At 69.7% G+C, this 23,639-nt stretch carries 30 protein-coding genes and 1 tRNA gene; 20 read left to right on the plus strand and 11 right to left on the minus strand.

What is annotated here, in order from left to right; genetic code table 11:
- Nucleotides 1-82: 82 nt before the first annotated feature.
- Both BM066_RS13455 and BM066_RS13460 read right to left on the minus strand, forming a co-directional pair.
- A complete protein-coding gene (locus tag BM066_RS13455) occupies nucleotides 83-1,261 on the minus strand; it encodes a vWA domain-containing protein (RefSeq protein WP_089928710.1) in 1,179 nt (392 codons plus the stop codon).
- Between the two features lie 122 nt (nucleotides 1,262-1,383).
- Complete coding sequence (locus tag BM066_RS13460) at nucleotides 1,384-1,917, minus strand: GNAT family N-acetyltransferase (protein WP_089928712.1); 534 nt, start codon at nucleotides 1,915-1,917, stop codon at nucleotides 1,384-1,386.
- Nucleotides 1,918-1,933: 16 nt separating this feature from the next.
- On the opposite strand from BM066_RS13460, the gene BM066_RS13465 reads away from it, so the two are divergent.
- The 6 genes from BM066_RS13465 to dxs all read left to right on the plus strand — a co-directional run bounded on the left by BM066_RS13465 (nucleotide 1,934) and on the right by dxs (nucleotide 7,076).
- Complete coding sequence (locus BM066_RS13465; RefSeq protein ID WP_089928832.1) at nucleotides 1,934-2,854, plus strand: histone deacetylase family protein; 921 nt, start codon at nucleotides 1,934-1,936, stop codon at nucleotides 2,852-2,854.
- Nucleotides 2,855-2,904: 50 nt separating this feature from the next.
- Nucleotides 2,905-3,549 (plus strand): histidine phosphatase family protein, encoded by a 645-nt coding sequence (locus BM066_RS13470; protein WP_089928714.1) that lies wholly within the window; start codon nucleotides 2,905-2,907, stop codon nucleotides 3,547-3,549.
- 119 nt (nucleotides 3,550-3,668) lie between these two features.
- Complete coding sequence (locus BM066_RS13475; RefSeq protein ID WP_089928716.1) at nucleotides 3,669-3,911, plus strand: exodeoxyribonuclease VII small subunit; 243 nt, start codon at nucleotides 3,669-3,671, stop codon at nucleotides 3,909-3,911.
- Complete coding sequence (locus tag BM066_RS13480; RefSeq protein WP_089928718.1) at nucleotides 3,911-4,261, plus strand: tRNA-binding protein; 351 nt, start codon at nucleotides 3,911-3,913, stop codon at nucleotides 4,259-4,261. The genes BM066_RS13475 and BM066_RS13480 overlap by 1 nt, the downstream gene beginning before the upstream one ends.
- A complete protein-coding gene (locus tag BM066_RS13485) occupies nucleotides 4,258-5,142 on the plus strand; it encodes a polyprenyl synthetase family protein (RefSeq protein ID WP_089928719.1) in 885 nt (294 codons plus the stop codon). Before BM066_RS13480 ends, BM066_RS13485 begins: the two co-directional genes overlap by 4 nt.
- A gap of 17 nt (nucleotides 5,143-5,159) precedes the next feature.
- Nucleotides 5,160-7,076 carry a 1-deoxy-D-xylulose-5-phosphate synthase gene (dxs, locus tag BM066_RS13490; RefSeq protein WP_089928721.1) on the plus strand — a complete coding sequence of 639 codons (1,917 nt, stop codon included), beginning with the start codon at nucleotides 5,160-5,162 and terminating at the stop codon, nucleotides 7,074-7,076.
- Between the two features lie 16 nt (nucleotides 7,077-7,092).
- Here the strand turns inward: dxs and BM066_RS13495 are convergent, their stop codons facing one another.
- Complete coding sequence (locus tag BM066_RS13495) at nucleotides 7,093-7,584, minus strand: hypothetical protein (RefSeq protein WP_089928724.1); 492 nt, start codon at nucleotides 7,582-7,584, stop codon at nucleotides 7,093-7,095.
- Between the two features lie 373 nt (nucleotides 7,585-7,957).
- Nucleotides 7,958-8,033: transfer RNA gene (locus BM066_RS13500), tRNA-Lys, on the minus strand.
- Nucleotides 8,034-8,114: 81 nt separating this feature from the next.
- On the opposite strand from BM066_RS13500, the gene BM066_RS13505 reads away from it, so the two are divergent.
- Together BM066_RS13505 and BM066_RS13510 are read left to right on the plus strand one after the other, a co-directional pair.
- On the plus strand, nucleotides 8,115-8,453 hold the full coding sequence (locus BM066_RS13505; RefSeq protein ID WP_177218457.1) for an Hpt domain-containing protein: 339 nt from the start codon (nucleotides 8,115-8,117) through the stop codon (nucleotides 8,451-8,453).
- Between the two features lie 95 nt (nucleotides 8,454-8,548).
- Entirely contained in the window at nucleotides 8,549-9,376 is an 828-nt protein-coding gene (locus BM066_RS13510; RefSeq protein ID WP_089928728.1) for a TIGR00266 family protein, read from the plus strand.
- A gap of 51 nt (nucleotides 9,377-9,427) precedes the next feature.
- On the opposite strand, the gene BM066_RS13515 is transcribed toward BM066_RS13510, so the two are convergent.
- Nucleotides 9,428-9,757, minus strand: coding sequence for a chorismate mutase (locus BM066_RS13515; RefSeq protein ID WP_089928730.1), 330 nt, complete (start codon nucleotides 9,755-9,757; stop codon nucleotides 9,428-9,430).
- 71 nt (nucleotides 9,758-9,828) lie between these two features.
- Nucleotides 9,829-10,785, minus strand: coding sequence for a transcriptional regulator GcvA (gcvA, locus tag BM066_RS13520; RefSeq protein ID WP_089928733.1), 957 nt, complete (start codon nucleotides 10,783-10,785; stop codon nucleotides 9,829-9,831).
- A 221-nt stretch (nucleotides 10,786-11,006) separates the two neighbouring features.
- On the opposite strand from gcvA, the gene cobA reads away from it, so the two are divergent.
- The 7 genes from cobA (at nucleotide 11,007) to BM066_RS13555 (ending at nucleotide 16,531) form a co-directional block, all read left to right on the plus strand.
- Entirely contained in the window at nucleotides 11,007-11,951 is a 945-nt protein-coding gene (gene cobA, locus BM066_RS13525; RefSeq protein ID WP_089928735.1) for a uroporphyrinogen-III C-methyltransferase, read from the plus strand.
- The gene (locus BM066_RS13530) at nucleotides 11,948-12,325 is read left to right on the plus strand and encodes a DUF2849 domain-containing protein (RefSeq protein ID WP_089928737.1); all 378 of its coding nucleotides are present in this window, start codon (nucleotides 11,948-11,950) and stop codon (nucleotides 12,323-12,325) included. Before cobA ends, BM066_RS13530 begins: the two co-directional genes overlap by 4 nt.
- A 5-nt stretch (nucleotides 12,326-12,330) precedes the next feature.
- Nucleotides 12,331-13,989: a nitrite/sulfite reductase gene (locus BM066_RS13535; protein WP_089928738.1), complete on the plus strand. Its 1,659-nt coding sequence runs from the start codon at nucleotides 12,331-12,333 to the stop codon at nucleotides 13,987-13,989.
- A complete protein-coding gene (locus tag BM066_RS13540; protein WP_089928835.1) occupies nucleotides 13,973-14,491 on the plus strand; it encodes a DUF934 domain-containing protein in 519 nt (172 codons plus the stop codon). The genes BM066_RS13535 and BM066_RS13540 overlap by 17 nt, the downstream gene beginning before the upstream one ends.
- Nucleotides 14,491-15,282, plus strand: coding sequence for a phosphoadenylyl-sulfate reductase (locus BM066_RS13545; protein WP_255367581.1), 792 nt, complete (start codon nucleotides 14,491-14,493; stop codon nucleotides 15,280-15,282). Before BM066_RS13540 ends, BM066_RS13545 begins: the two co-directional genes overlap by 1 nt.
- 360 nt (nucleotides 15,283-15,642) lie before the next feature.
- Nucleotides 15,643-16,026, plus strand: coding sequence for a hypothetical protein (locus BM066_RS13550; RefSeq protein WP_255367582.1), 384 nt, complete (start codon nucleotides 15,643-15,645; stop codon nucleotides 16,024-16,026).
- A 34-nt stretch (nucleotides 16,027-16,060) separates the two neighbouring features.
- Nucleotides 16,061-16,531, plus strand: a complete 471-nt coding sequence (locus BM066_RS13555; RefSeq protein WP_089928742.1) for a response regulator transcription factor — start codon at nucleotides 16,061-16,063, stop codon at nucleotides 16,529-16,531.
- Nucleotides 16,532-16,539: 8 nt separating this feature from the next.
- On the opposite strand, the gene BM066_RS13560 is transcribed toward BM066_RS13555, so the two are convergent.
- Nucleotides 16,540-17,031 (minus strand): 3D domain-containing protein, encoded by a 492-nt coding sequence (locus tag BM066_RS13560; RefSeq protein WP_089928744.1) that lies wholly within the window; start codon nucleotides 17,029-17,031, stop codon nucleotides 16,540-16,542.
- 349 nt (nucleotides 17,032-17,380) lie between these two features.
- Between BM066_RS13560 and BM066_RS13565 the strand changes: the two genes are divergently transcribed.
- On the plus strand, nucleotides 17,381-18,412 hold the full coding sequence (locus tag BM066_RS13565; protein ID WP_089928746.1) for a phospholipase C/P1 nuclease family protein: 1,032 nt from the start codon (nucleotides 17,381-17,383) through the stop codon (nucleotides 18,410-18,412).
- Nucleotides 18,413-18,416: 4 nt separating this feature from the next.
- Nucleotides 18,417-18,863: an NUDIX domain-containing protein gene (locus tag BM066_RS13570; protein ID WP_089928749.1), complete on the plus strand. Its 447-nt coding sequence runs from the start codon at nucleotides 18,417-18,419 to the stop codon at nucleotides 18,861-18,863.
- 22 nt (nucleotides 18,864-18,885) lie between these two features.
- Here the strand turns inward: BM066_RS13570 and BM066_RS13575 are convergent, their stop codons facing one another.
- The gene (locus BM066_RS13575; protein WP_089928751.1) at nucleotides 18,886-19,221 is read right to left on the minus strand and encodes a hypothetical protein; all 336 of its coding nucleotides are present in this window, start codon (nucleotides 19,219-19,221) and stop codon (nucleotides 18,886-18,888) included.
- Between the two features lie 123 nt (nucleotides 19,222-19,344).
- Here BM066_RS13575 and BM066_RS13580 point away from each other — a divergent pair, with 123 nt between their 5' ends.
- Both BM066_RS13580 and BM066_RS13585 read left to right on the plus strand, forming a co-directional pair.
- A complete protein-coding gene (locus BM066_RS13580) occupies nucleotides 19,345-19,692 on the plus strand; it encodes a GIY-YIG nuclease family protein (protein ID WP_089928754.1) in 348 nt (115 codons plus the stop codon).
- Nucleotides 19,693-19,700: 8 nt separating this feature from the next.
- Nucleotides 19,701-20,288 (plus strand): DUF2239 family protein, encoded by a 588-nt coding sequence (locus tag BM066_RS13585; protein WP_089928756.1) that lies wholly within the window; start codon nucleotides 19,701-19,703, stop codon nucleotides 20,286-20,288.
- Nucleotides 20,289-20,420: 132 nt separating this feature from the next.
- On the opposite strand, the gene BM066_RS13590 is transcribed toward BM066_RS13585, so the two are convergent.
- Nucleotides 20,421-21,488 (minus strand): ThuA domain-containing protein, encoded by a 1,068-nt coding sequence (locus tag BM066_RS13590; protein WP_089928758.1) that lies wholly within the window; start codon nucleotides 21,486-21,488, stop codon nucleotides 20,421-20,423.
- 6 nt (nucleotides 21,489-21,494) lie between these two features.
- On the minus strand, nucleotides 21,495-21,890 hold the full coding sequence (locus tag BM066_RS13595) for a VOC family protein (protein WP_089928761.1): 396 nt from the start codon (nucleotides 21,888-21,890) through the stop codon (nucleotides 21,495-21,497).
- A 132-nt stretch (nucleotides 21,891-22,022) separates the two neighbouring features.
- On the opposite strand from BM066_RS13595, the gene BM066_RS13600 reads away from it, so the two are divergent.
- Complete coding sequence (locus BM066_RS13600; RefSeq protein ID WP_143093729.1) at nucleotides 22,023-22,535, plus strand: hypothetical protein; 513 nt, start codon at nucleotides 22,023-22,025, stop codon at nucleotides 22,533-22,535.
- Between the two features lie 12 nt (nucleotides 22,536-22,547).
- Here the strand turns inward: BM066_RS13600 and BM066_RS13605 are convergent, their stop codons facing one another.
- Complete coding sequence (locus BM066_RS13605; protein WP_089928763.1) at nucleotides 22,548-23,552, minus strand: SDR family oxidoreductase; 1,005 nt, start codon at nucleotides 23,550-23,552, stop codon at nucleotides 22,548-22,550.
- Nucleotides 23,553-23,639 lie beyond the last annotated feature (87 nt).

A 23,639-nucleotide genomic window follows, 5' to 3' on the forward strand; every position in this document is an offset into this window, starting at 1 on the left:
ACAGCTCCCCAAAGGGGGAGCATCTAGCGCGGCCCAAGACCCTCCGCCTCCGGGGGAGGTGGCCCGGAGGGCCGGAGGGGGGTCAGCCCCGCACCAGTTCCCGCATCGCCTTGTCCAGCCCGTCCAGGGTCAAGGGGAACATCCGGTCGTTCATCAACTGCTTCATCACCCCGATCGACTGGGTGTAGTCCCAATGCCGCTCGGGCGTGGGGTTCAGCCAGACGGCGCTCTGATAGATGTCGGTGACCCGGCTCATCCAGATGGCCCCGGGCTCCTCGTTCCAGTGCTCGACGCTGCCGCCCGGATAGGTGATCTCATAGGGGCTCATCGTCGCGTCGCCCACGAAGATCACCTTGTAGTCGTGCGGGAACTTGTGGAGCACGTCCCAGGTCGGGATCTTCTCGACCTGGCGGCGGCGATTGTCCTTCCACACCGCTTCGTACAGGCAGTTGTGGAAGTAGAAGAACTCCAGGTGCTTGAATTCGGTCCGGGCGGCGCTGAACAGCTCCTCGCAGAGCTTGATGTGGCCGTCCATCGAGCCGCCGATGTCGAAGAACAGCAGCACCTTGATGGTGTTGCGCCGCTCGGGGCGCATCTGGATGTCCAGATAGCCCTTCTCGGCGGTGCCGCGGATCGTGCCGTTCAGGTCCAGCTCGTCCAGGGCCCCCTGGCGGGCGAACTTGCGCAGGCGGCGCAGCGCCACCTTGATGTTGCGGGTGCCCAGCTCGACCGAGTCGTCGAGGTTCTTGTATTCGCGCTTGTCCCAGACCTTCACGGCCCGGCCGTGGCGGCTCTTGTCCTGGCCGATGCGCACGCCTTCGGGATTGTAGCCGTTGTTGCCGAACGGGCTGGTCCCGCCCGAGCCGATCCACTTGGAGCCGCCCTCGTGGCGCTCCTTCTGCTCCCTCAGGCGCTCCTGCAGGGTCTCCATCAGCTTCTCGAAGCCGCCCATGGCCTCGATCTGGGCCTTCTCTTCCTCGGTCAGGAACTTCTCGGTCAGGGCCTTCAGCCACTCGGCCGGTATGTCGGCGGTGAGGCCCTCCTCGACGGTCTCCAGCCCCTTGAATACGTGGCCGAACACCCGGTCGAACTTGTCGAGGTTCTTCTCGTCCTTCACCAGGCTGGCGCGCGACAGGAAGTAGAAGTCTTCGATCCGCCGGTCGATGACGTCCTTGTCCAGGGCCTCCATGAGCTGGAGGTATTCACGCAGGGACACCGGGATCTTGGCGGCGCGGAGCTCGGAGAAGAAGCGCAGGAACATGGCGGGCTTTCGAACGGTTGTTCGAAGGATGGCGGTTTATGGCGTGTTGCGCAACGGCCCCCTCCGGCCCTCCGGGCCACCTCCCCCTTTGGGGGAGCTGTCGGCGAAGCCGACTGAGGGGGTCACCCCCGCCGCAGGATGAACTCCAGGTCCCGCGTCTCGCCGACCGGGAAATGGTACTCCCCGACCTTTTCGAAGCCCTTGCTCTCGTACAGCTTCTGCGCCCCGAAGTTCTCGGACCACACGCCGATCCACAGGGGGCGCGGGCCGTCCTTCTCCAGCCAGTCCAGGGCCGTCTTCAGCAGCAGGCTGCCGCGCCCGCCGCCCTGGAAGGCCTTGAGCACGTAGATCCGATACAGCTCGCCGTCGCCCGGCTTCACGGCGTCGTGCGGCAGGCCGCAGGGGCCGGCCGTGGCGTAGCCGATCGCCTCGTCGTCCAGCTCCAGCAGCCAGGTCGCCTTGTCCGGATCCGCCAGGTCGCGCCGCGTGCGCTCCAAGCCGTAGGCGTAGGCCAGGAAGGTCTCCAGGTCCTGTGTTGGATAGAGGTGGGCGAAGGTCTCGGTGAAGGTGCGGGCGCCCAGGCTGGACACGGCGCCGGCGTCGTCGACGGTGGCGCGCCGGAGCGTCGGGGAGAGGATGGTCGGGGCGGTGTTCAACGGATACGATCCTGGCATGGCTGTCGCGCTCTATACCCACCTGGATATGCTCGACCACCGGCCCGGAGACAACCACGCCGAGCGGCCGGAGCGTTTGCGGGCGGTGGTCGACGCGCTGGACGACGACGCGACGCTGGACCTGGAACGCTTCGACGCCCCGCTGGTCGAGCTGGCCGACCTGGCCCGGGTGCATCCGCAGGGCTTCATCGACGGCGTGCTGGACGCCGCGCCCGGCAGCGGTCGCCGGGCCCTGGACCCGGACACCATCCTGTCGCCCGGCAGCCTGACCGCCGCGCGGCGCGCCGCCGGGGCGGTGGTCGCCGCGACCCGGGCGGTGGCAGGCGGGCGGGGGACGCGGGCCTTCTGCGCGGTGCGGCCGCCGGGGCATCACGCCGAGCCGAGCGCCGCGATGGGTTTCTGCGTGTTCTCCAACATCGCCGTGGCGGCCCGGGCCGCCCAGGCCTTCGGGCTGAAGCGGGTGGCGATCGTCGATTTCGACGTCCACCACGGCAACGGCACCCAAGCGACGTTCGAGAACGATCCGACGGTGTTCTTCGCTTCGATCCACCAGTCGCCGCTGTATCCCGGCACCGGCGATCCGTCCGAGACCGGGGTCGGCAACATCGCCAACGCCACGGTCGCGCCGCATGCGCCCCGCGAAACCTGGCGGCGGCGCTTCGAGGGGCTGATGGACAGGGTCGACGGATTCGCCCCCGAGCTGGTCCTGGTCTCGGCCGGCTTCGACGCCCATGTCCGCGATCCGCTGGCCGCCCAGAGCCTGGAGGCCGAGGATTTCGCCTGGGCGACGCGGGCGATCGCCTCGGTCGCCAACCACCGTTGCGGCGGGCGTATTGTTTCCTCGCTCGAGGGCGGCTACGACCTAGAGGCGCTCGGCCGCTCGGCGGCGGCGCATGTCAAAGCGTTGCAGGAGGGGTGAGAGGTCCAGATATCAGTCGCCGGTGGCGACAAGCCGGACCTCCAAGATCTATGGCCGACGAATCCGCCGACCGCTTTTCCTCCCCGGAATCCGAACCGGCGACCTCCGGAGCCGTTGGCGTCCGGCCCGGCGCCATCACCCTGGCCCGCCACGGCGAGCCGGCCCTGTCGCGCAAGGTCCGCTTCAACGCCCCGGCCTACGGCGAATGGTGGGCGCGCTATGAGGAAGGCGGCCTGCTGCCCGGCCAGACCCCGCCGGACTCGTTGAAGGCCACGGCCAGGCGGGCCGGGGCGATGATCGCCTCGACCCGCCGCCGCTCGATCGAGACCGCCGCGGCCGTGGCCGACGGCAAGGCCTTCGCCACCGACCCGCTGTTCATCGAGGCGCCCCTGCCGCCGCCGCCCTGGCCGCGCTGGATCAAGATGTCGCCCAAGCACTGGGGCTTCTTCGCCCGGTTCTGGTGGTGGTTCTTCGATCACCACGCCGGCCAGGAAAGCCGTGCGCAGGCCGAGCTGCGCGCCGACCAGGCCGCCGACCTGCTGATCGACCTGTCCAAGAACGGCCAGGAGGTGTTGCTGGTGGCCCACGGCTTCTTCAACACCATGATCGGCCTGTCGCTGCAGAAGCGCGGCCTGAAGAAGACGCAGGACCAGGGTTTCCAGTACTGGTGCGTGAAGCGCTTCGAGCGGCTCTAGGCGCCTTCGCGAGCGTCCGGGACCCCAGCTCCCGGACCCTGTTCACCAAAAGCCCCGCCAACGGCGTTGCCCGCGCCGCGGCCCGCCACTAGGGTGCGCCCATTCGCTCCGGAGTAGAAATGATCAGTCCACAGGATCTTGAAGGCATGAGCTTCGAGCAGGCCCTGGCCCGTCTGGAGCAGATCGTCGGCGAACTGGAGTCCGGCAAGGCCGAGCTCGAGCGCTCGATCGAGATCTACGAGGACGGTGCGGCCCTCAAGGCCCACTGCGAGAAAAAGCTCGAGGCGGCTCGCCTGAAGGTTGAGAAGATCGTGCTGGGTCAGGGTGGAGCCGTGAACGCCGAACCGGCCGAGTTCAACTGATGGGTCAGGCGTCGCCGCAGATCGGCTACGAGGACTTCGAACGGGTCGATATTCGTATCGGCACGGTGATCGAGGCCACGCCGTTTCCGGAGGCGCGCAAGCCGGCCTACAAGCTGACCATCGATTTCGGCCCCGAGATCGGCGTCAAGAAATCCTCGGCCCAGGTGACCAAGCACTACGGCCTGGGCGAACTGATCGGTCGTCGCGTGGCCGCCGTGGTCAATTTTCCGCCGCGCCAGATCGGTCCGATGAAGTCCGAGGTCCTGTGCCTGGGCTTTCCGGACGCCGAGGGCGGCGTGGTGCTGGTCGACGTGGACCGTGACGTTCCCAATGGGGGGAAGCTGTTTTGATCGACCTCGAAAAGCGCATCGTCCAGGCCGCCGACATCGTCACCGTGGCGCTCGACGAGCTGCTGCCCCGGGCCGACGGTCCCGAGAGCCGGCTGACCGAGGCCATGCGCTACGCGGCCCTGGGCCCGGGCAAGCGGCTGCGGCCGTTCTTCGCCCTGGAGACGGGTAAGATGTTCGACCTGCCCGAGCGGCCGGTCCTGCGCGCCGCCTGCGCCCTGGAATGCATCCACGCCTACAGCCTGGTGCACGACGATCTGCCGGCCATGGACGACGACGACATGCGCCGCGGCCGTCCGACCGTGCACGTGCAGTACGACGAGGCCACCGCGATCCTGGCCGGCGACGCCCTGCAGACCGCCGCCTTCGAGATCATGGCCCATCCCGACACCCACGACGACGGCCACGTCCGCGCCGAGCTGGTGCGCAAGCTGGCGATCGCCTCGGGCGCCAGGGGCATGTGCGGCGGCCAGATGATCGACCTGCTGGGCGTCCGCGACGACCTGGGCGCCGTGGCCCGCATGCAGCGCCTGAAGACCGGCGCCCTGATCGCCTTCGCCTTCGAGATCCCGCTGATCATCGCGCGGTCCAAGGCCGAGGAGCGGGCGGCCTTGATGGGATTCGCCCAGGACCTCGGCCTGGCCTACCAGATCGTCGACGACATCCTCGACGCCGAGGGCGACGAAGCGGTGCTGGGCAAGGCGGCCGGCGGCAAGGACGCCGCCAAGGGCAAGGCCAACTACGTCACCCTGCTGGGCCTCGAGGCCGCCAAGGAACGAGTCAACCTCCTGGCCGCTCAAACCCGGTCACATCTCGATATTTTCGGCGAACGGGCCGAACATCTGCGTCGTAGCGTGGATTTCGTGCTGGACCGCCGCAACTGACCGCGCTTTCTTCGGATATGCCTGCTTTGACCCCTCTCCTCGACACCATCTCGTCACCGGCCGACACCCGCGGCCTCAGCGTGGCCGAACTGAAGCAACTGGCCAACGAGGTGCGAGCCGAGACCATCGACGCCGTCTCGGTGACCGGCGGGCACCTGGGCGCGGGCCTGGGCGTGGTCGAGCTGACCGTCGCCCTGCACCACGTGTTCGAGACGCCCAAGGACATCGTCATCTGGGACGTCGGCCACCAGGCCTATCCGCACAAGATCCTGACCGGCCGCCGCGACCGCATCCGCACCCTGCGCCAGGGCGGCGGGCTGTCGGGCTTCACCAAGCGCGCCGAGAGCGAATACGACCCGTTCGGCGCGGCCCACGCGGCCACCTCGATCTCGGCCGCCCTGGGCTTCTGCGCCGCGCGCGACGCCAAGGGCGAGGACAACAGCGTCATCGCCGTGATCGGCGACGGTTCGATGAGCGCCGGCATGGCCTACGAGGCGATGAACGCGGCCACCGACACCACCAGGCGGCTGATCGTCATCCTCAACGACAACGACATGTCGATCGCCCCGCCGGTGGGCGGCATGAGCGCCTACCTGGCCAACCTCGTCTCGGGCGGCGCGTATCGCAAGGCGCGCAAGCTGGGCAAGACGGTGGTCGAGAAGCTGCCGACCCCGATCCGCGACGCGGCCCGCAAGGCCGAGGAATACGCCCGCGGCATGGTCACCGGCGGCACCTTCTTCGAGGAGCTGGGTTTCCACTATGTCGGCCCGATCGACGGCCACGACATGGACGCCCTGGTCAGCGTGCTCAGCAACGCCAAAAACTTCGACGAAAAGCCGGTGCTGGTCCATGTCGTCACCCAGAAGGGCAAGGGCTACGCCCCGGCCGAGGGCGCCGACGACAAGCTGCACGCGGTGGTCAAGTTCGACGTGGTCACCGGCCAGCAGCAGAAGCCGGCGGCCGGCCCGCCCAGCTACACCAAGGTCTTCGCCCAGGAGCTGATCAAGCACGCCGCGATCGACGACAAGATTGTGGCCATCACCGCCGCCATGCCCTCGGGCACGGGGCTGGATCTGTTCGGCAAGGCCTTCCCGGACCGCACCTTCGACGTCGGCATCGCCGAGCAGCACGCGGTGACCTTCGCCGCCGGCCTGGCCGCCGACGGCATGAAGCCGTTCGCGGCGATCTATTCCACCTTCCTGCAGCGCGGCTACGACCAGGTGGTCCACGACGTGGCCATCCAGCGCCTGCCGGTGCGCTTCGCCATGGACCGCGCCGGCCTGGTCGGCGCCGACGGCCCGACCCACGCGGGCACGTTCGACATCGGCTTCATGGGGGCGCTGCCCGGCATGGTGCTGATGGCCGCCGCCGACGAGGTGGAGCTGGCCCACATGGTCTCGACCGCCGTGGCCATCGACGACCGCCCCAGCGCCTTCCGCTATCCGCGCGGCGAGGGCCTGGGCCTGACCATCCCCGACCTGGCCGCCCCGCTGGAGATCGGCAAGGGCCGCATCGTCCGCGAAGGGACCAGCGTCGCAATCGTCTCGCTGGGCACGCGCCTGGCCGAGTGCCTGAAGGCGGCCGACCTGCTGGCCGCGCGCGGTCTCTCGGCGACCGTCGCCGACGCCCGCTTCGCCAAGCCGCTGGACATCGACCTGCTGCTGCGCCTGGCGCGCGAGCACGAGGCGATCATCACGGTGGAGGAGGGCGCCATGGGCGGCTTCGGCGCCTTCGTGCTGCAGGCCCTGGCCGAACACGGGGCCCTGGACCGCGGCCTGAAGATCCGCACCCTGGTGCTGCCCGACGTCTTCCAGGACCAGGACAAGCCCGACGCCATGTACGCCCAGGCCGGCCTCGACGCCGAGGGCGTCCTGCGCGGCTGTCTCGCGGCCCTGGGCGTCGACAATGTCAGCGCGGCGGGGCGGCGGGCCTGACGGTCCGGGGCATGCCCTAGACCGAACACGCCTTGAAGAACGCCTTCACCTTCCCCTGGTCGGTGGGGACGGCGTCGAGGCTGTGGCGCGCGTCGGCCGTCAACAGGTCGAGGCGCCCTGTGCGGCGAAAGGCGCGCAGCGCCGAGGCGTCCACCGTCGTGCGGGCTTCCAGCACGCCGTCGCCCATGGCCGAGGGCGCGGCCTGGGCGGCCAGGCGACTGACCGAGCGGCCGGAGGCCAGGGCGATCCGGTCGCCCGCCAGACCCGTCGCCGTCAGGGTCACGGCCGGGGCGCGGGGCGCGCAGGCCAGCATCAGCACCACGTCGTCGCTGTCAGGCCGGCCATAAGCCAGCTTGGGGCCTTCCTCGGCGCTGTTCATGTAGTTCCAGGCGTAGCCCGCCTCGCCGAGGCGATGATAGGCGCAGGCCCCCAACGTCAGTCCGCCCAGGGTCAGGACCAAGAGCACGGCGTTCGACAGGCGGCGGCGCGACGGGATGCGGCGGGACATGGACGGGTTCCTTCGGAAAGGGAAACGCCGCCCCACCCCAGGGGTTCAGGGCCGCCAGTCCAGGATCCCGCCGCCGCTTGCGCGCAAGGTCCCTGTTCGGCCGATCGGGAAGGCCCCGCGCCGGTCTGTTCAGGCGCTCCAGACGCCGGTGGTCGCGGTGCGGGCGATAGACTTCGAAGCTGCCGGCGCTGGTCGAGACCTTCAAGCGCCTGACCCTGCGCGAGATCGCCGATCCCACCTTCCCGGCGAAAACCTAGGGATGGACGCGATTTCGAGGGGCGTCAGTCGCGACGGATTGAGCTATCGTCCTCCGCGCCGCAAGCGACGGGATCCCCGGAGGGGAGTGTCTGGAGGATCGGTTTTCGGGAGGAAATGGTGGGCGCAGTAGGATTCGAACCTACGACCCGCTGATTAAGAGTCAGCTGCTCTACCAACTGAGCTATGCGCCCGCTCGGCCCGAAGCAGTGGTTTGCCCCGGCGGCGAGGCGCGGAACATACGCAAAGAATCTTGGAACGCAAGGGACTATTTTTTGGCTAGACGAGATATCAGCGGAGCCGTGGATTTCGCCTATCTGGAAGGGTTCGCGATGGACGATTCCACGGTGATCGACGAGGTGCTGGCCCTGTTCCGCGAACAGGCCGCGCTGTGGACGCCGATGCTCGACAAGAGCCATCCGGGCTGGATGGACGCGGTCCATACGGTCAAGGGCGCGGCGCGGGGCGTCGGGGCTTTCGCCCTGGGCGACGTCTGCGCCGGAGCGGAGGCCGGGACCCGGAGCCTGGGCGAGGTGCGCACCGCCCTCGACGCGGCGCTGCTGGACATCGCCGCCTATGCGCACGAGCGGGCGCTGCGGTCGCTGAAGGGGTAGGGCTGGGGCGCGCCGCATCAACTTACGAACCTGTAATTGGCCCGATGCGCGCCGCTCGCCTAGGCTGCGCCCACCTCAATCGGAGCCTCTATCCCATGACCAACAGCCCCTGGTCGCACCAGCGCAGCGCCAGCGTCGCCGACGACGTCGATTTCGAGATCAAGGGCCAGGAGCTGCAGTTCCTGGAGATCGAGCTCGATCCGGGCGAAAGCGCCGTGGCCGAGGCCGGGGCGTTCGTCTGGAAGGACGCCAGCATCCAGATGACCACGGTGTTCGGCGACGGTTCGGGCGACACTGGCGGCGGCTTCATGGGCAAGCTGCTGGGGGCGGGCAAGCGCCTGGTCACCGGCGAGAGCCTGTTCACCACGGTCTTCACCCACACCGGTTCGGGCAAGGCCCGCGTGGCCTTCGCCTCGCCGACGCCGGGCGCGATCCTGCCGATCAACCTGGGCCAGCTGGGCGGGACCCTGATCTGCCAGAAGGACAGCTTCCTGGCCGCCGCGCGCGGCGTGTCGATCGGCATCCAGTTCCAGAAGCGGGTGATGACCGGCCTGTTCGGCGGCGAGGGCTTCATCATGCAGCGCCTGGACGGCGACGGCTGGGTGTTCGTCCAGATGGGCGGCACGATCGTCGAGCGCGAGCTGAAGGCCGGCGAGGAGCTGCACGTCGACACCGGCTGCCTGGCCGCCTACACGCCCGGCGTCGACTTCGACCTGATCACGGCCGGCGGCGTGCGCAGCGTGCTGTTCGGCGGCGAGGGCCTGTTCTTCGCGCGGCTGCGTGGACCGGGCAAGGTGTGGATCCAGTCGCTGCCGTTCTCGCGCCTGGCGGGACGGATGCTGGCGGCGGCGCAGGGCGGCGGCGGCAATCGCGGCGAGGGCTCGATCCTGGGGCAGATCGGCAACCTAATCGACGGGAACTGATCATCTTTGTCCCTCCCCATGAAGGGGAGGGAAGGAAGCAACAGGGCTTTCTCAGCCCTTCGTCCGGTCCCAGCTGTCGTACTCGTACGCAATGCAGCGGTCGATCAGGGTGCGCCAGACCGGCTCGGCGATGGCTTCCGACAGGCCCGATTCGCGCGCGGCGGCCTTGACCTTGTCGACCACGTCCTCGATCCGCGCGCGGTCGAACACCTTGGAGCGGTCGGCCTTGATGCGGGCGGCGGCGTCCATGTAGCCCTGGCGCTCGGCCAGCAGCGCCACCAGCGCCCGATCCAGGGCGTCCACACCCTGGCGAACGTCGGGCATGGTCTGGCAGTCGGCGGGGGCGAGGCGCGCGTCGACCTCGAGAGTCGTCTTGATCATGCGCCCCTTTAAGCCGGTTTGAGCGGCCGGGGCCATCCCAAACCTGACCGCGGCTCTGAGCTTGAGCGGGCCTAGATGCCCGCGCCGTTGTCCATGGTCAGCAGCGCCGCTTCATGGGCGGCGGCCTCTTCCTTGAGCCAGGCGACGAAGGCCTTGACCTGCGGCAGGCGGCCCTTGGCCTTGGGGTGGACGACGTAATAGGCGAAGTCGACGGCGGTCGGGATCTCGAACGGAATCACCAGCCGGCCGGCGTCGAGATCGGCCTGGGCCAGGGTCTGCTTGGCCAGGGCGATGCCGCGGCCGTTGGCGGCCGCCTCGATCACCAGGCTGGACTGGTTGAAGCGCGGGCCGCGCGCCCCGTCGACCGACTTGATGCCCCGCGCGGCCAGCCACATGGCCCAGTCCGGGCAGCTGTCGTCGGCGTCGGGCGAGCCGTCGTGCAGCAGGATATGGCGGGCCAGATCCTCGGGCGATTCCAAGGGGTTGGACGCCAGGAGCTCCGGCGAGGCGACGGGGATCACCGTCTCGCTGAGCAGGCGGATGACCTCCAGCCCCGGATAGCGGCCCGAGCCGTAGCGGATGGCCAGGTCGACCTCGCCGGCCGCGAAGTCGACGACCTCCATGCCGGCCGACAACCAGACGTCGACCTGGGGCTGGGCCTGCTCGAACTTGCCCAGGCGCGGCACCAGCCATTTGGCGGCGAACGAGGGGGCGGCGGTCAGGGTCAGGCGGCGGCCGTCTACGGCGGCGGTCAGCAGGGACGCGGCCTCGGCCAGGCGGTCGAAGGCCTCGCGCAGGGCGGGCAGGGCGGTCTGGGCCGCGTCGGTCAGCAGCAGGCCCTTGGGCGTGCGCTTGAACAGCGCCGCGCCGACATAGTCCTCCAGGTTCTGGATCTGCTGGCTCACAGCGCCGGGCGTCACCGACAGCTCGTCGGCGGCGCGGCTGAAGTTCAGGTGACGCGCAGCCGCCTCGAACGCACGCAGGGCGTTCAAGGGCGGAAGGCGGCGCCGTTCGGACTGTCTTTCCATGAGTTTTACTGAACGCCCCGGCAGAAGACCTTGTTTGCGAATTGGCCCGTCGCCGCCCAATTTGCAAGCGTTCGCTGACGGAGATGGCCCTTTTCGTCGGTGAACGCGAGCGGGGCGGACCCTAGGGTTCGCCCCGCAATGCTTTGCGCGTAACCGGTTTGGCGAGGTCGCCGGTCCGGCGTGTCGGGCGTGGCGTCTGGCTTATAGAGGACCTGAATCGCATGGCTCGGCCCACGGTCCGATCCGTTTCGCGGCCAAAGGCCGGTCTCGTCGCCCTCGGCGGCGGGGCGGGCGCGCGCGTTCCCGGCCGCGTGACCCTGGTCGGCGCCGGTCCCGGCGATCCGGAGCTGCTGACGATCAAGGCGCTGAAGGCCTTGCAGGCCGCCGACGTGGTCGTCCATGACGGCCTGGTCTCCGACGAGATCCTCGACCTGGCGCCCGTCGCGGCGCGGCGGATCGACGTCGCCAAGCGCAAGTCGCGCCACACCCTGCCGCAGGACGATATCAACCAGCTGATCGTGGCCCTGGCCCTGGAAGGCCTGACGGTCGTGCGGCTGAAGGGCGGCGATCCGTTCCTGTTCGGCCGCGGCGGCGAAGAGCTGGCCGCCTGCCGGGCGGCGGGCGTCGATTGCGCGGTCGTGCCCGGCGTCACCGCCGCCCTGGCCGCCTCGGCCGGGGCCGGCGCGCCCCTGACCCATCGCGGCAGCGCCCAGGCCGTGACCTTCGTCACCGGCCACGGGGCCTCCCAAAATGGAGAGACGGGAGAGCCGGACCTGGACTGGACCGCCCTGGCCCGCCCGAACCAGACCGTCGTCGTCTATATGGGCGTCTCGACCGCCAGCCTGATCGCCGAGCGCCTGACCGCCGCGGGCCGGGCCGGCGCGACCCCGGCCCTGGTCGTCGAGAACGCCAGCCGCGCCGACGAGCGCCGCATCCTGACCACCCTGGCCGGCCTGGCCGTCGCCGCCGAGGGCCTGAAGGGCCCGGCGCTGCTGATGGTCGGCGAGGCCATGGCGATGGCGGAAGTTCAAACTCCTCCCCCGCTTGCGGGGGAGGGGGACCACGAAGTGGTGGAGGGGGCGTCCACCGCGCACGCCCCCTCCGTCATGTCGCCTATCGGCGCCATGACACCTCCCCCGCTTCGCAGGGGAGGAGAGTTGAAATGAAAGCCATCACCGCCAATCGCCTGATCGACGGCGAGGTCGTGTTCTGGAAGGCCGGCGCCTGGGTCGAGGGCTTCGGAGACGCCCAGCTGTTCGACGACGCCCAGGATGCCGACGTCGAGACCGTGGTGGCGGCCGCCAAGGCCCAGCCGACCGTGATCGTCGATCCCTATCCGATCGACCTGGCCCCGGTCCCAGGAAGCGTGGACGGCGGCCTGGCCCCGGTCAGCTACCGCGAGCGTATCCGGGCCCTGGGGCCCACCAACGAACCCACCCACGGCAAGCAGGCCGTCGGCGGCGAGGTGATCGAGGCCCTGCGCCACGCCGCGGGCGCGGCCCGCTCGACCGGCCGCGTCGACCTGATCCGCAGGAAGTAAGCCGCATGTACCTGTACGACCCCATCGACCGCGAATTCCTGATCGATCGCTCCAACGAGTTCCGGCATCAGGTGGCCCGCCGCCTGGCCGGGGAGCTGACCGATGACCAGTTCAAGCCGCTGCGGCTGATGAACGGCCTCTATCTGCAGCTGCACGCCTACATGCTGCGGATCGCCATTCCGTACGGCTCGCTGAACGCCCGCCAGGCCCGCCGCCTGGCCTGGATCGCCCGCACCTACGACAAGGGCTACGGCCATTTCACCACCCGCCAGAACATCCAGTTCAACTGGATCAAGCTGAAGGACGCGCCCGACATCCTGGACGCCCTGGCCGAGGTGGACCTGCACGCCATCCAGACCAGCGGCAACTGCATCCGCAACGTCACCGCCGACCCCTACGCCGGCGCCACGGCCGAGGAGATCGACGACCCGCGCGTCTGGTCGGAAGTCCTGCGCCAATGGTCGACCCTGCACCCCGAGTTCAGCTTCCTGCCGCGCAAGTTCAAGATCGCCATCACCGGCGCCCTGACCGATCGCGCGGCGGTCAAGGTGCACGACATCGGGCTCATCTTGCGAAAGGGTCGTGACGGCCAGATCGGCTTCGAGGTGATCGTCGGCGGCGGCCAGGGCCGCACGCCCTATGTGGGCCCGACCATCCGCTCCTACCTGCCGGCCGAGCACCTGCTCAGCTATGTCGAGGCGATCCTGCGCGTCTACAACCGCCACGGCCGGCGCGACAACATCTACAAGGCCCGGATCAAGATCCTGGTCGCCGCCCTGGGCGCCGAGGAGTTCGCCCGCCAGGTCGAGGAAGAGTGGGGCAAGATCGACGCCGCGCGCGCCAACCTGCCGGCCAGCGAGCTGGCCCGGGTCCGCGCCGCCTTCGCCCAGACCAATTTCGAAGCCCTGCCGGCCGTGTCGGAGACCTTCGAGGCCGCCCGCGCCGCCAGCCCGGCCCTGCAGCGCTTCGTCCGCAACAACGTCAAGCCGCACAAGCAGAGCGGTTACGCCATCGTCGAGGTGTCGCTGAAGGCCATCGGCCAGACCCCGGGCGACGCCACGGCCGAGCAGCTGGAGGTCGTCGCCGACCTGGCCGAGCGCTACAGCCTGGACGACCTGCGCGTGACCCACGCCCAGAACCTGGTCCTGCCGCACGTCAAGCTGGACGACCTGCCGACCGTGCACGCGGCGCTGGAGGCCGCGGGCCTGGCCACCGCCAACATCGACCTGGCCAGCGACATCATCGCCTGCCCGGGCCTGGACTACTGCGCCCTGGCCAACGCTCGCGCCATCCCGATCGCCCAGGACATCGCCAAGAAGTTCGCCGATCCCGATCGCGCCGAGAAGGTGGGCGAGCTGAAGATCAAGATCAGCGGCTGCATCAACGCCTGCGGCCACCACCACGTGGCCCACATCGGCATCCTGGGCGTCGACAAGAAGGGCGAGGAATTCTACCAGCTGTCGCTGGGCGGCTCGGGGGCCGAGGACGCCAGCATCGGCCGGATCCTGGGTCCGGGCCTGTCGGCCGACAAGGTCGCCCCGGCGATCGACGCCCTGGTCGACGCCTATCTGAACATCCGCGCCGACGACGAGCGCTTCCTCGACACCTATCGCCGCGTCGGCCTCGAGCCCTTCAAGGAGGCGGTCTATGCCCAAGCTGATTAAGCTCGCCGGTGATGCGGCGGAGTGGGCCGAAGACATCTTCACCCATGTCGGCGACGACGACGCTCTGCCCGAGGGCGACGTGATCCTGTCCCTGGCCCGCTTCCAGGCCGAGGGCGAGATCCTGCTGTCCAACAGCCGCCGGGTCGGCGTGCGGATCGAGCCCGACCAGGAGGTCGAGGCCCTGGCCTACGACCTGCCGCGCCTGTCGGTGGTGGCCCTGGCCTTCCCGAAGTACCGCGACGGCCGCGCCTACACCTCGGCCCGCCTGCTGCGCGAGCGCCTGGGCTTCACCGGCGAGGTGCGGGCGGTCGGCGACGTGCTGCAGGAGCAGGCCGGATTCATGGTTCGCTGCGGCTTCGACGCCTTCGAGCCCAACGACGGCGCCACGCCCGAGGCCTGGACCAAGGCCGCCCATCGCTACCGCCATGTCTACCAGCGGGCCGCGGACAGCCGTCCGACAGCCTTTGAAGAACGCGAAGCCTTCGAGGAAAGGGCCGTCTGATGGCCTACGACCAGACCGTGACCGAGGTGAAGCCGACCGCCGCGACGCAACCCCTGGTCCCGAAAAACGGGGCCGCCGACCTGGCGGCGCGGCTGGACGCCGAGCTGCGCGACGCTCATCCCTTGACCATCCTGCGCAAGGCCTACGAAACGTTCGGCGACAAGCTGGCCCTGGTCAGCTCGTTCGGGGCGGAGTCGGCGGTGCTGCTGCACCTGGCCAGCCAGGTGTCGACGGCCATTCCCGTGCTGTTCCTCGACACCGGCATGCTGTTCGGCCAGACCCTGGACTACCGTAAGTCGCTGGCCGCCAAGCTCGGCCTGACCGACGTGCGCGACCTGCGCCCGGCCTATACCGACCTGGCGGTGACCGATCCCAAGTCCGACCTGTGGCGCACCGACACCGACGCCTGCTGCCACATCCGCAAGGTGCTGCCGCTGGACCGCGCCCTGGGCGAGTTCGCCGCCTGGACCACCGGCCGCAAGCGCTTCCACGGCGGCGACCGCCTGCGGCTGCGCGTGGTCGAGGAGTCCGAGGGCCAGATCAAGTTCAATCCGCTGGCCAACTGGGGCAAGGCCGAGCTGGACGCCTATGTCGCCCAGTACGACCTGCCGGCCCACCCGCTGGTCGCCCAGGGTTTCCCTTCGGTGGGCTGCTGGCCTTGCACCAAGCCGGTGGACGACCCTAACGCCGACGTCCGCGCCGGCCGCTGGGCGGGCCAGGACAAGACCGAGTGCGGCATCCACGTCGCCCGGGCGCCCGGCGCCGCGCCGAACGTGGGCGAGGGGATCTAGAGCATTTTCGAGCGAAGTGGGCGCCGGTTCGCGTGAAGAAAATGCGTTAGAACAAAAACCTAGAGCGCCGACCCGATGCAATCAGGTCGGAAACGCTCTAGACCCGATCCAGGGCCAGGCCCCAGGTCTTCAGCAGGTCGTCCAGGGTCCGCAGTTGGTCCGCCGTCAGGGACGCGACGGCCGCACCGCGGGCCTGCCGGCCGAGGCGTGGCTGAAGCCCGCGGTCTTCGCGACGCCCGATTTTCCCGCGCCCTGACCGCGCGGTTTCGACGCAGGGGACCAGGTCGGGCGCGGCTCCAGGGTTAAATCGCCGTTAGGTCTCGCCCCGCTAGCTTCCACTCGGGTTTCGGAGGGAAGATCGTGTCGGTGGTTGCGGGTGAGCTTCGGTCGGACGTCGGCGCGACGTTCGACGTCCTGTCGTGGGAGCTGGAGCTGGCCGGGGCCCGCTGCATCTTCCTCGACACGCTGATCGGCAAGCTGCTGGGGACCGTGGCGCCCGAGCATCGCGAGCAGCTGATCGAAGGCATCCAGGCCGTGGACCTGCTCAGCCAGCACCTGACCGGCCTGTCGACCTTCGCGCGGGGCCTCAGCCAGACCGTCGCGGCGCAGGAGCAGATCGAGGTCGGCGCGGCGTTGCGGAGCGTCACCCTGGGCGCTCTGGCCGACCGGATGACGTCGTCGTTCGGCGGGGACGAGGCCGGCATCAACGACGGCGACGAGGCCGGCGACCTGGATCTCTTCTGATGGCGGACCACCGACACACTCCGCGGGGGCGCCCATGAACATGGTCAATCCCGGCACCCGGATCCTGATCGCCGACAGCGATCGGGCCGTTCTGGAGATGCTGCAGATCCGTCTGGACCTGGCCGGCTATCACGCCCTGGCGGCGCGCAGCGGCCCGGCCGCGCTGGAAATGGCGCACAACATGCGCCCGGCGATCTTGGTGCTGGACCTGGCGATCACCGAGATGAGCGCGTTCGAGGTGCTGGCGGCGCTGCAACGCGACGTCTCGCGCCCGTGCGGCCAGATCCTGCTGGTCGGCAAGCGGCTCGGCGTCGAGGAGGTCAAGCGCGGCGCCGCGCTGGGCGTCCGGGCCTGCATGCTCAAGCCGTTCAGCGGCGCCGACCTGGTCGAGCGCGTGGGCAAGATGCTGAAGCCGGCCTCGCCGGAGCGTCCGCCGGCCAACGGATTCGGATCACGGGTCGCTCCGGCGGCCAGGCCCGCGCCGTCCAGCAACGTCTTCATCTAGCGGCGCGCCTATTCCGGCGGGCAGCCCTTGAACTCGCCGACCTTGGTCACCGAGAGGGTCGAGAGGTTGAGGCCCATCAGGGGCTTCATCGACGAGGCGCCCTGGCCGCTGAACAGGTCCAGCTTGTTGCCCTTGATCGCGCCGCCGATGTCCGACGCGTACCAGTAGCCGTCGTGCTTTTCGCCGTTGGGCATCGGCAGGCCGACGGTTTCCTTGATGAACACCACGGTGCGGCGCGGGATCACGGTCTTGTCGACCGCCAGGGTGCGCATCGCCACCACCTTGCAGCCCAAGCTGTCCAGGGCGCGGATGCCCTTGGCGCCGGCATGGTAGAGCGTGGCCTTCATCTTGTATTCGACCGAGCCCGGCATGGTGCCCGTCAGGGCGCCAGTGATCAGGTCGCCCAGCGGATCGGACTTGGAGTCCGTATCGGCGGCCAGGGCGGGGAGAGCGATGGACATGGCCGCGACGGCCAGAAATCCCGCAAACGTGCGTCGCATCGAGGGGGTCCTCTTATCGGCGTAGAGTGTCGGTCGGCGGCCTGATTACTAAGATCACGGCCGCGTGACAACCCACCTGGAGGCGATCCGGCGCCGCGCCGCACCCATGACGGTGGCGCTCGGCGTCATCGTTCGAAGCGGCTTTTGGTTCCGCGACGACCGTTAATCCCTGACGGACAAGGGGTTGCATGCTGACGCTTGGCGGCCGCGACCACGCGCTCTGGCGGTCGTCGCCCGGGTGGCATAAACCGGAGTCGTCCGCGGCTTTTTCGGCGGTGCACGCGTCTTGGACCGGTCCGAGGACGGGGTGAGTCGCGGCCGCGAGGCTGTCAGTTCGTTTGGAGCGCGCATGAAGCCGTCTGTTCGCCTGTTAACCCGTGTCGTCCTGGCCGCCGCCCTGGCCGCGCCCGCCAGCTCGGCCCTGGCCTGGGGCGCCTGGGGGCACCGCATGGTCGGGGTCGTGGCCGCCGAGAGCCTTCCCAGCGACCTGCCGGCCTTCCTGCGCACGCCGGAAGCGGTGGCGGCGATCGGTGAATACGCCCGCGAGCCGGACCGTTGGAAGGGCTCGGGCAAGGTCCACGACACCGACCGCGACGCCGCCCACTTCCTCGACATCGACGACGAGGGCCGGATGTATGGCGGCCCGAAGTTCACGCTGGAGACCCTGCCGGCCACTCGCGCCGACTACGAGAAGTCGCTGGCCGCGGTCGGCCACGACAGCTGGAACGCCGGCTACCTGCCGTATTCGATCATCGACGGCTATCAGCAACTGGTGAAGGACTTCACCTACTGGCGCATCCTGCAATCGGTCTCCGCGACCGAGAAGGACGCGACCCGGAAGGCCTATTACGTCGCCGACCTGAAGCGGCGCGAGGAGCTGCTGGTCCGCGACCTCGGCGTCTGGGCCCATTATGTCGGCGACGCCAGCCAGCCGCTGCATCTGAGCGTGCACTACAACGGCTGGGGCGATTATCCCAATCCCAACGGCTACACCCAGAGCAAGGCCACCCACGGGAACTTCGAGGGGCCGCTGGTCAAGGCCGTGGCCGTCGACGCCGACGTCAAGGCGCTGGTGCCGGCCTACAAGGACTGCGCCTGCACGATCGAGGCGCGGACGGTGACCTATCTCAGCACGACGGTCAGTTTCGTCGAGCCGCTGTACAAGCTGGAGAAGGAGGGCGGCCTGGTGGCCGCCGACCCGCGGGCCAAGGCCTTCGTCGACGAGCGCCTGGCGGCCGGGGCGACCCAGCTGCGCGACATGGTGGTCGACGCCTGGAAGGCCAGCGCCACGGGCAAGATCGGCTACCGTCCGGAAATCACCGTCGACGACGTGATCTCCGGCAAGGCCGATCCGTGGAACGACCTGTACGGCAAGGACTGATCCCGTGCAGGCGTTCGACGCGCCCGAGCCGGGCCTGGAGTACAAGCACCGCTGGGCCGCTTTCGGCATCGCCGAGGGGGCCGACGGGACGATCGCGTTGGTCGAGGTCCGCAAGCCGGGCCGGGCGCCCTATTTCGACCTGCCGGGCGGCGCGGTCGACGGCGACGAGGACGAGCACGCCGCCATCGTCCGCGAGTTCGGCGAGGAGACCGGCCTGGTCGTCGAGGTGGAGCGGCGGGTGATCGAAGTCAGTCAGCCGTTCCTGAAGTCCAACGGCCAGCCGGTGTGCAACAACGGCGGCATCTATGTCGTGCGGGTCACCGGCGAGCGACCCGAGCTGAAGGTCGAGGACGACCATACCCTGGTCTGGCTGGACCCTCGCGATGCGGTCGTGGCCCTGCGCCACGACGCCCACGCCTGGGCCGTGGCGGCCTGGCTGCGGCGGGGCTGAAGCCTCTCCCGTTGGGAGAGGGCTATTTCGCCAGCAGCGCCTTGGCCTTCTCCGGCGCGACCTGGTCGAAGATCATCCGCAGGTGCTGGTCCTTGGCGTGGTCGTTGTGCAGGTCCCAGGCCAGGGAGACCGGCAGGCGCAGGCGGCGACCGTCGGCCAGCTTGGCGACCAGCACCCGCCAGGAGAAGCCGTCGCCGGGGTCGCCCAGCGGGTCCTTGAACTCCAGCGGCGCGGGATCGCGCAGACGAAACAGGCGGCCCTCGTGCGCCGTGAACCAGGCCAGGTCGGCCTGGGCGACCGGATCGGCGCGGGACGGGTCGGCCGTCGCCACCAGCTTGCCCACCAGATTGTTGGCCATGTCGAGCCTCCTGCCTTGATCCTGGGGTCTCTACCGCCTTTGGCCCGTCCTCGCCATCGACCCTTTCGATAAATATACCCGGATAATATTGACTCCATAAAATACCCGGGTAAAAAGCCGCCCATGGAAACGACGAACAACCGGCGCGCCCTGGTGCGCGATTACAAGGACCGCGCGGTCCAGGCGGGGATCTATGCCGTGCGCTGCGCGACGACCGGCGAGGTCTGGATCGGTGGCACGCCCGACCTGTCGACCCGCCAGAACGGCGTCTGGTTCGCCCTGCGCACCGGCGGCCACACCAGCCCGACCCTGCAACAGGCCTGGAACGCCCACGGCGAGGCGGCCTTCGGCTTCGAGGTGCTGGAGGTCCTCGACGACAAGGGGCTGGAGCGGTTGGGCCGGGCCTCGCTGCTGGTCGAGCGCCGCGAACACTGGCGCGCGACCCTGCACGCCGAGGGGCTGCGGCGATGAGCGGTCCAATGGCGCCCTATGTGGTGTTCGAGGGCGAGCGGCGGATCGCGGCCGGTCCCAAGCTGGACGTGGCGATGGCCGCCCAGGCCCGCCTGGCCGAAGCGCCAGAAGCTTCACTGCTGATCTTCGACTCCGAGGGGCGCCAGGTGGATTTCGACCTGCGCGGCGGGCCGTGGGACATCGCGTTGCGGCTAGGGGAGGGCGAGACCGTCCCGCGCGGCCGCGGCCGGCCCAAGCTGGGCGTCACGGCCCGCGAGGTGACCCTGCTGCCGCGCCACTGGGAGTGGCTGGGCGCCCAGCCGGGCGGGGCGTCGGTCGCCCTGCGCAAGCTGGTCGAGGCCGCTCGCCGCGAGAGCGAGGGGCCCGACCGCCGCCGCGCCGCCCGCGACGCCGCCTACCGCTTCGCCTCGGCCATGGCCGGCGACCGCCCGGGCTTCGAGGCCATGAGCCGGGCGCTGTTCGCGGGCGACTCGGCGGGATTCGAGGCGCGGATCGTCGAATGGCCGAGCGATGTCGCCGAGCATCTGCGAGGGTTGGCGGCGGAAGCCTTTACGGAAACCCTCTCCCATGGGGAGAGGGAGGGACCCGCCGCGTAGCGGTGGGAGGGTGAGGGGGTTCCGAGGTTGTCGGCGCGCCGGCGGAGCATCGTGTGAAAACGGTGAGGGCGTAATCCCTCACCCTCCCACGACTTCGTCGCGGGCCCCTCCCTCTCCCGCCGGGAGAGGGTTCTATCTAGCTCCGCCCTTGGCCAGCACGTCCGCCAGCACCGCCTTGTAGGCCGTGTCGAACGGGGCGCGGTCGCTGTCGGGCTTGGCCGGATAGACCGTGCGCAGGTCGGCGATGCGCTGGGCGGTCGCCGTCTGCCAGGCCGGGTCCATCTTCAGCAGGCGGCCGATGATCGCCTTGTCGTCGCGGCCGGCGGGAGCCGGCTCGTAGGCCAGCAGCGCCTTCACCTGCCACAGGAACTGGCGCAGCGTGTCGGGGCTGGCCCCGCCGTCGGTGCGCCGACCCGTCCATTTGACCGCCTCGACGATCTGCTTGCGGAAGCGCGGATCGTCCCAGGTCGAGGGCGTGTGGCCCAGGTTGGTGAAGAACAGCCGGCCCTGGCCGATCTGGCGCGCCCAGGCGACCGGCACGGCGTAGGGCCGCTTCAGCGGCGTGCCGGCGAAGTCCAGCATCTGCAGCACGCGCACCCTGGCCGGGTCGAAGTCGCTGTGCTGGTAGATCTCCTCGGCGTAGTCGAAGCTAACCGGCCACATGCCGACCAGGGCCCGGTCAGGGTCCAGGGTCTCGACGCGGATCGGCGTGCCTTGCGTCCACGGGTGGCCGGCGAACTTGCCGTTGATGAAGCGGGTGTAGGTCTCGCCGGGGCCGTCATAGGGCCAGCCGGTGTCGGTGGCGCTGTGGATGCCGACGAAGCCCAGCTTGCCGGCCGACACCCGCTGCTGCACCGCGGTCCAGGCCTGCGGCGACAGGGGCAGGGCGCCGGTGGTGTAGAACACCAGCACGTCGACGGTCGCCAGCCGTTCCGGCGTGATCTCGCGGGCGTCCTGGGTGACCTCGGCGGTGAAGGCGCCGCTGTCCCGACCGATGGCCTGCATCGCCGTCTCCGACAGAGCCAGGCCGCCGCCCTCCGGCCGGGCGACCGGCGCGTGCTTCCAGCCGACCGACTGGTCCAGATAGAGCACCCGCAGCGGCGCCGGCTTGGCCAGGGCGGGAGCGGCGGCCAGGGCCGCGAACGCGACCAGGGGGGCGACCAGCAGGAGGGGGAGGATGCGACGCAGGGAGGAGAGCATGGAGGATCAGGCCTTGGTCTTGGGCTGCAGCAGGTCCCAGCGGTTGCCGTAGAGGTCTTCGAACACCGCCACGCTGCCATAGGCCTCGTGGCGGGGCGCCTCGAGGAACTTCACCCCGGCGGCGCTCAGCCGGGCGTGGTCGGCCTCGAAGGCGTCGGTGTGCAGGAACAGCCAGACCCGGCCGCCGCCCTGGCCGCCGATCATCGCCTTCTGCTGGTCGTCGCTGGCCTTGGCCAGCAGGAACCGCGTGCCGACCGCGCCCGGCGCGACCACCACCCAGCGCTTGCCGCCGCCCAGCTCGCTGTCCTCGACCAGGGAAAACCCCATCTTGCCGACATAGAAGGCCAGGGCTTCATCGTAATCGCGGACGAGCAGGGACAGGAGGGCGAGGTGCTGGGCCATGGCGACTCACTCGGTGATAGTCTTGCTTAGCACGCCGACGCGACACGTGATCTGCGGGCGGTCCGTCCCGGAGCATCGCCCGGCGCGCGATTGAAGCATACTGCCCGGGCCGCCCCTTCTGGAGAAGCCGCCATGCTCCCGCGTTCGCCCTTCGCTCCAGCCGTCGTGCTGGCCTTGGCCCTGACGGCCGGACCTGCGGCGGCCCAAGGTCCCGACAGCCAGGTGACGCCCGTCGAGGCCGCCGACCTGCCGCCGGCCGTGGTCGCGGTGGTCACCGCCGCCGCGCCGGGCCTAAAGATCAAGGCGGCCGAGCTGAAGCACCGCGCGGATCGCCGCTACTACGACGTCGAGGGCGCGTTGCCGGACGGCGGCGAGATCGAGTTCGATCTGCTGGAAACCGGCGGCCGGTGGAAGATCGTCGAGACGCAGCGCGACATCGCCTGGACCGCCACGCCCCAGCCGGTGCGCGACGCCGCCGTCAAGGCCGCCCCTAAGATCGCGCCGGTCCGGGTGATCGAGAGCACCCAGGACGACGGCGCGGTGATCTACGAGCTGTTCGCCGAGGGCCAGCCCAAGGCGCCGGCCCTGGAGGTCAGCTGGACGGGCGGCAAGGCCAGGGTGCTGACCGAGGCCTGGCCGCACTAGGGGCGTCCGATCTCATCCCCCGCTGTACCCGCCGATGATCGGCAGCACCTCGCCGGTGATGTAGCTGGACGTCTGGGGCGAGGCCAGGAACACGTAGGCGGGGGCGATCTCCTCGGGCTGGGCCGGGCGTTTCATCGGCGTCTTGGCGCCGAACTGGGCCACCTGAGGGCCTAGCTTGTCGGCCGGGTTCAGGGGCGTCCAGACCGGCCCCGGGGCCACGGCGTTGACCCGGACGCCCTTGTCGACCAGGTGGGCGGCCAGCGAGCGGGTGAAGGCGTGGATGCCGCCCTTGGTCAGGGAGTAGTCCAGCAGGTCCTTGTTGCCGAGCATGCCGGTGACCGAGCCGGTGTTGATGATCGCCCCGCCCGGCGGAATGACCTTCACCGCCGCCTGGGCCATGTGGAAATAGCCGTAGAGGTTGGTCTTCAGCGTGCGGTCGAGGTGCTCGGCGGTCAGGTCCTCGAAGTCCAGAACGTGCTCCTGGAAGGCGGCGTTGTTGACCAGGATGTCCAGCTTGCCCAGTTCCTCGACGGTGCGCTGGACGGCGGCCCGGGCGTAGGCGGGGTCGGCGACGTCGCCGGGCAGCAGGATGGCGCGGCGGCCTTCCCGCTCGACGGCGGCGCGGGTTTCGGCCGCGTCCAGCTCCTCGTCGAGATAGGCGATGGCGACGTCGGCCCCCTCGCGGGCGAACAGCACCGCCACGGCCCGGCCGATGCCGCTGTCGGCCCCGGTGATCAGGGCGACCTTGCCCTCCAGCTTGCCCGAGCCCTTGTAGAACGGGGCGTCGTACATCGGGGCCGGATCGAGCCTGGCCTCGATCCCCGGCTTGGCCTGGTGCTGCTCGGGGAAGGGCGGGGCGGGGTAGGGACGGGCCCCGGCCTGCATGGCGGGGCTTTGCTTTTCCTCGTCCTTGAATGAGCGTTTCTCCTTGGCGTCCAGCGGGGCCTGGATGTCGCGCTCGGCCTGGGACGCGCGCTCGGCGGCGGGTTCGAATTGCGGGGTTTCGACGTCGGGCATGGCGGACCTCCTGCGGCTGGAGACGGCGAAACCGGCGGGCGGCGGGGATGTTCCAAGCACAACCATCGGAAGCGGGGTTGCCCAAAG

The sequence above is a fragment of the Caulobacter sp. UNC279MFTsu5.1 genome, assembly GCF_900114015.1.
In the GTDB taxonomy this organism is placed as follows: Bacteria; Pseudomonadota; Alphaproteobacteria; order Caulobacterales; family Caulobacteraceae; genus Caulobacter.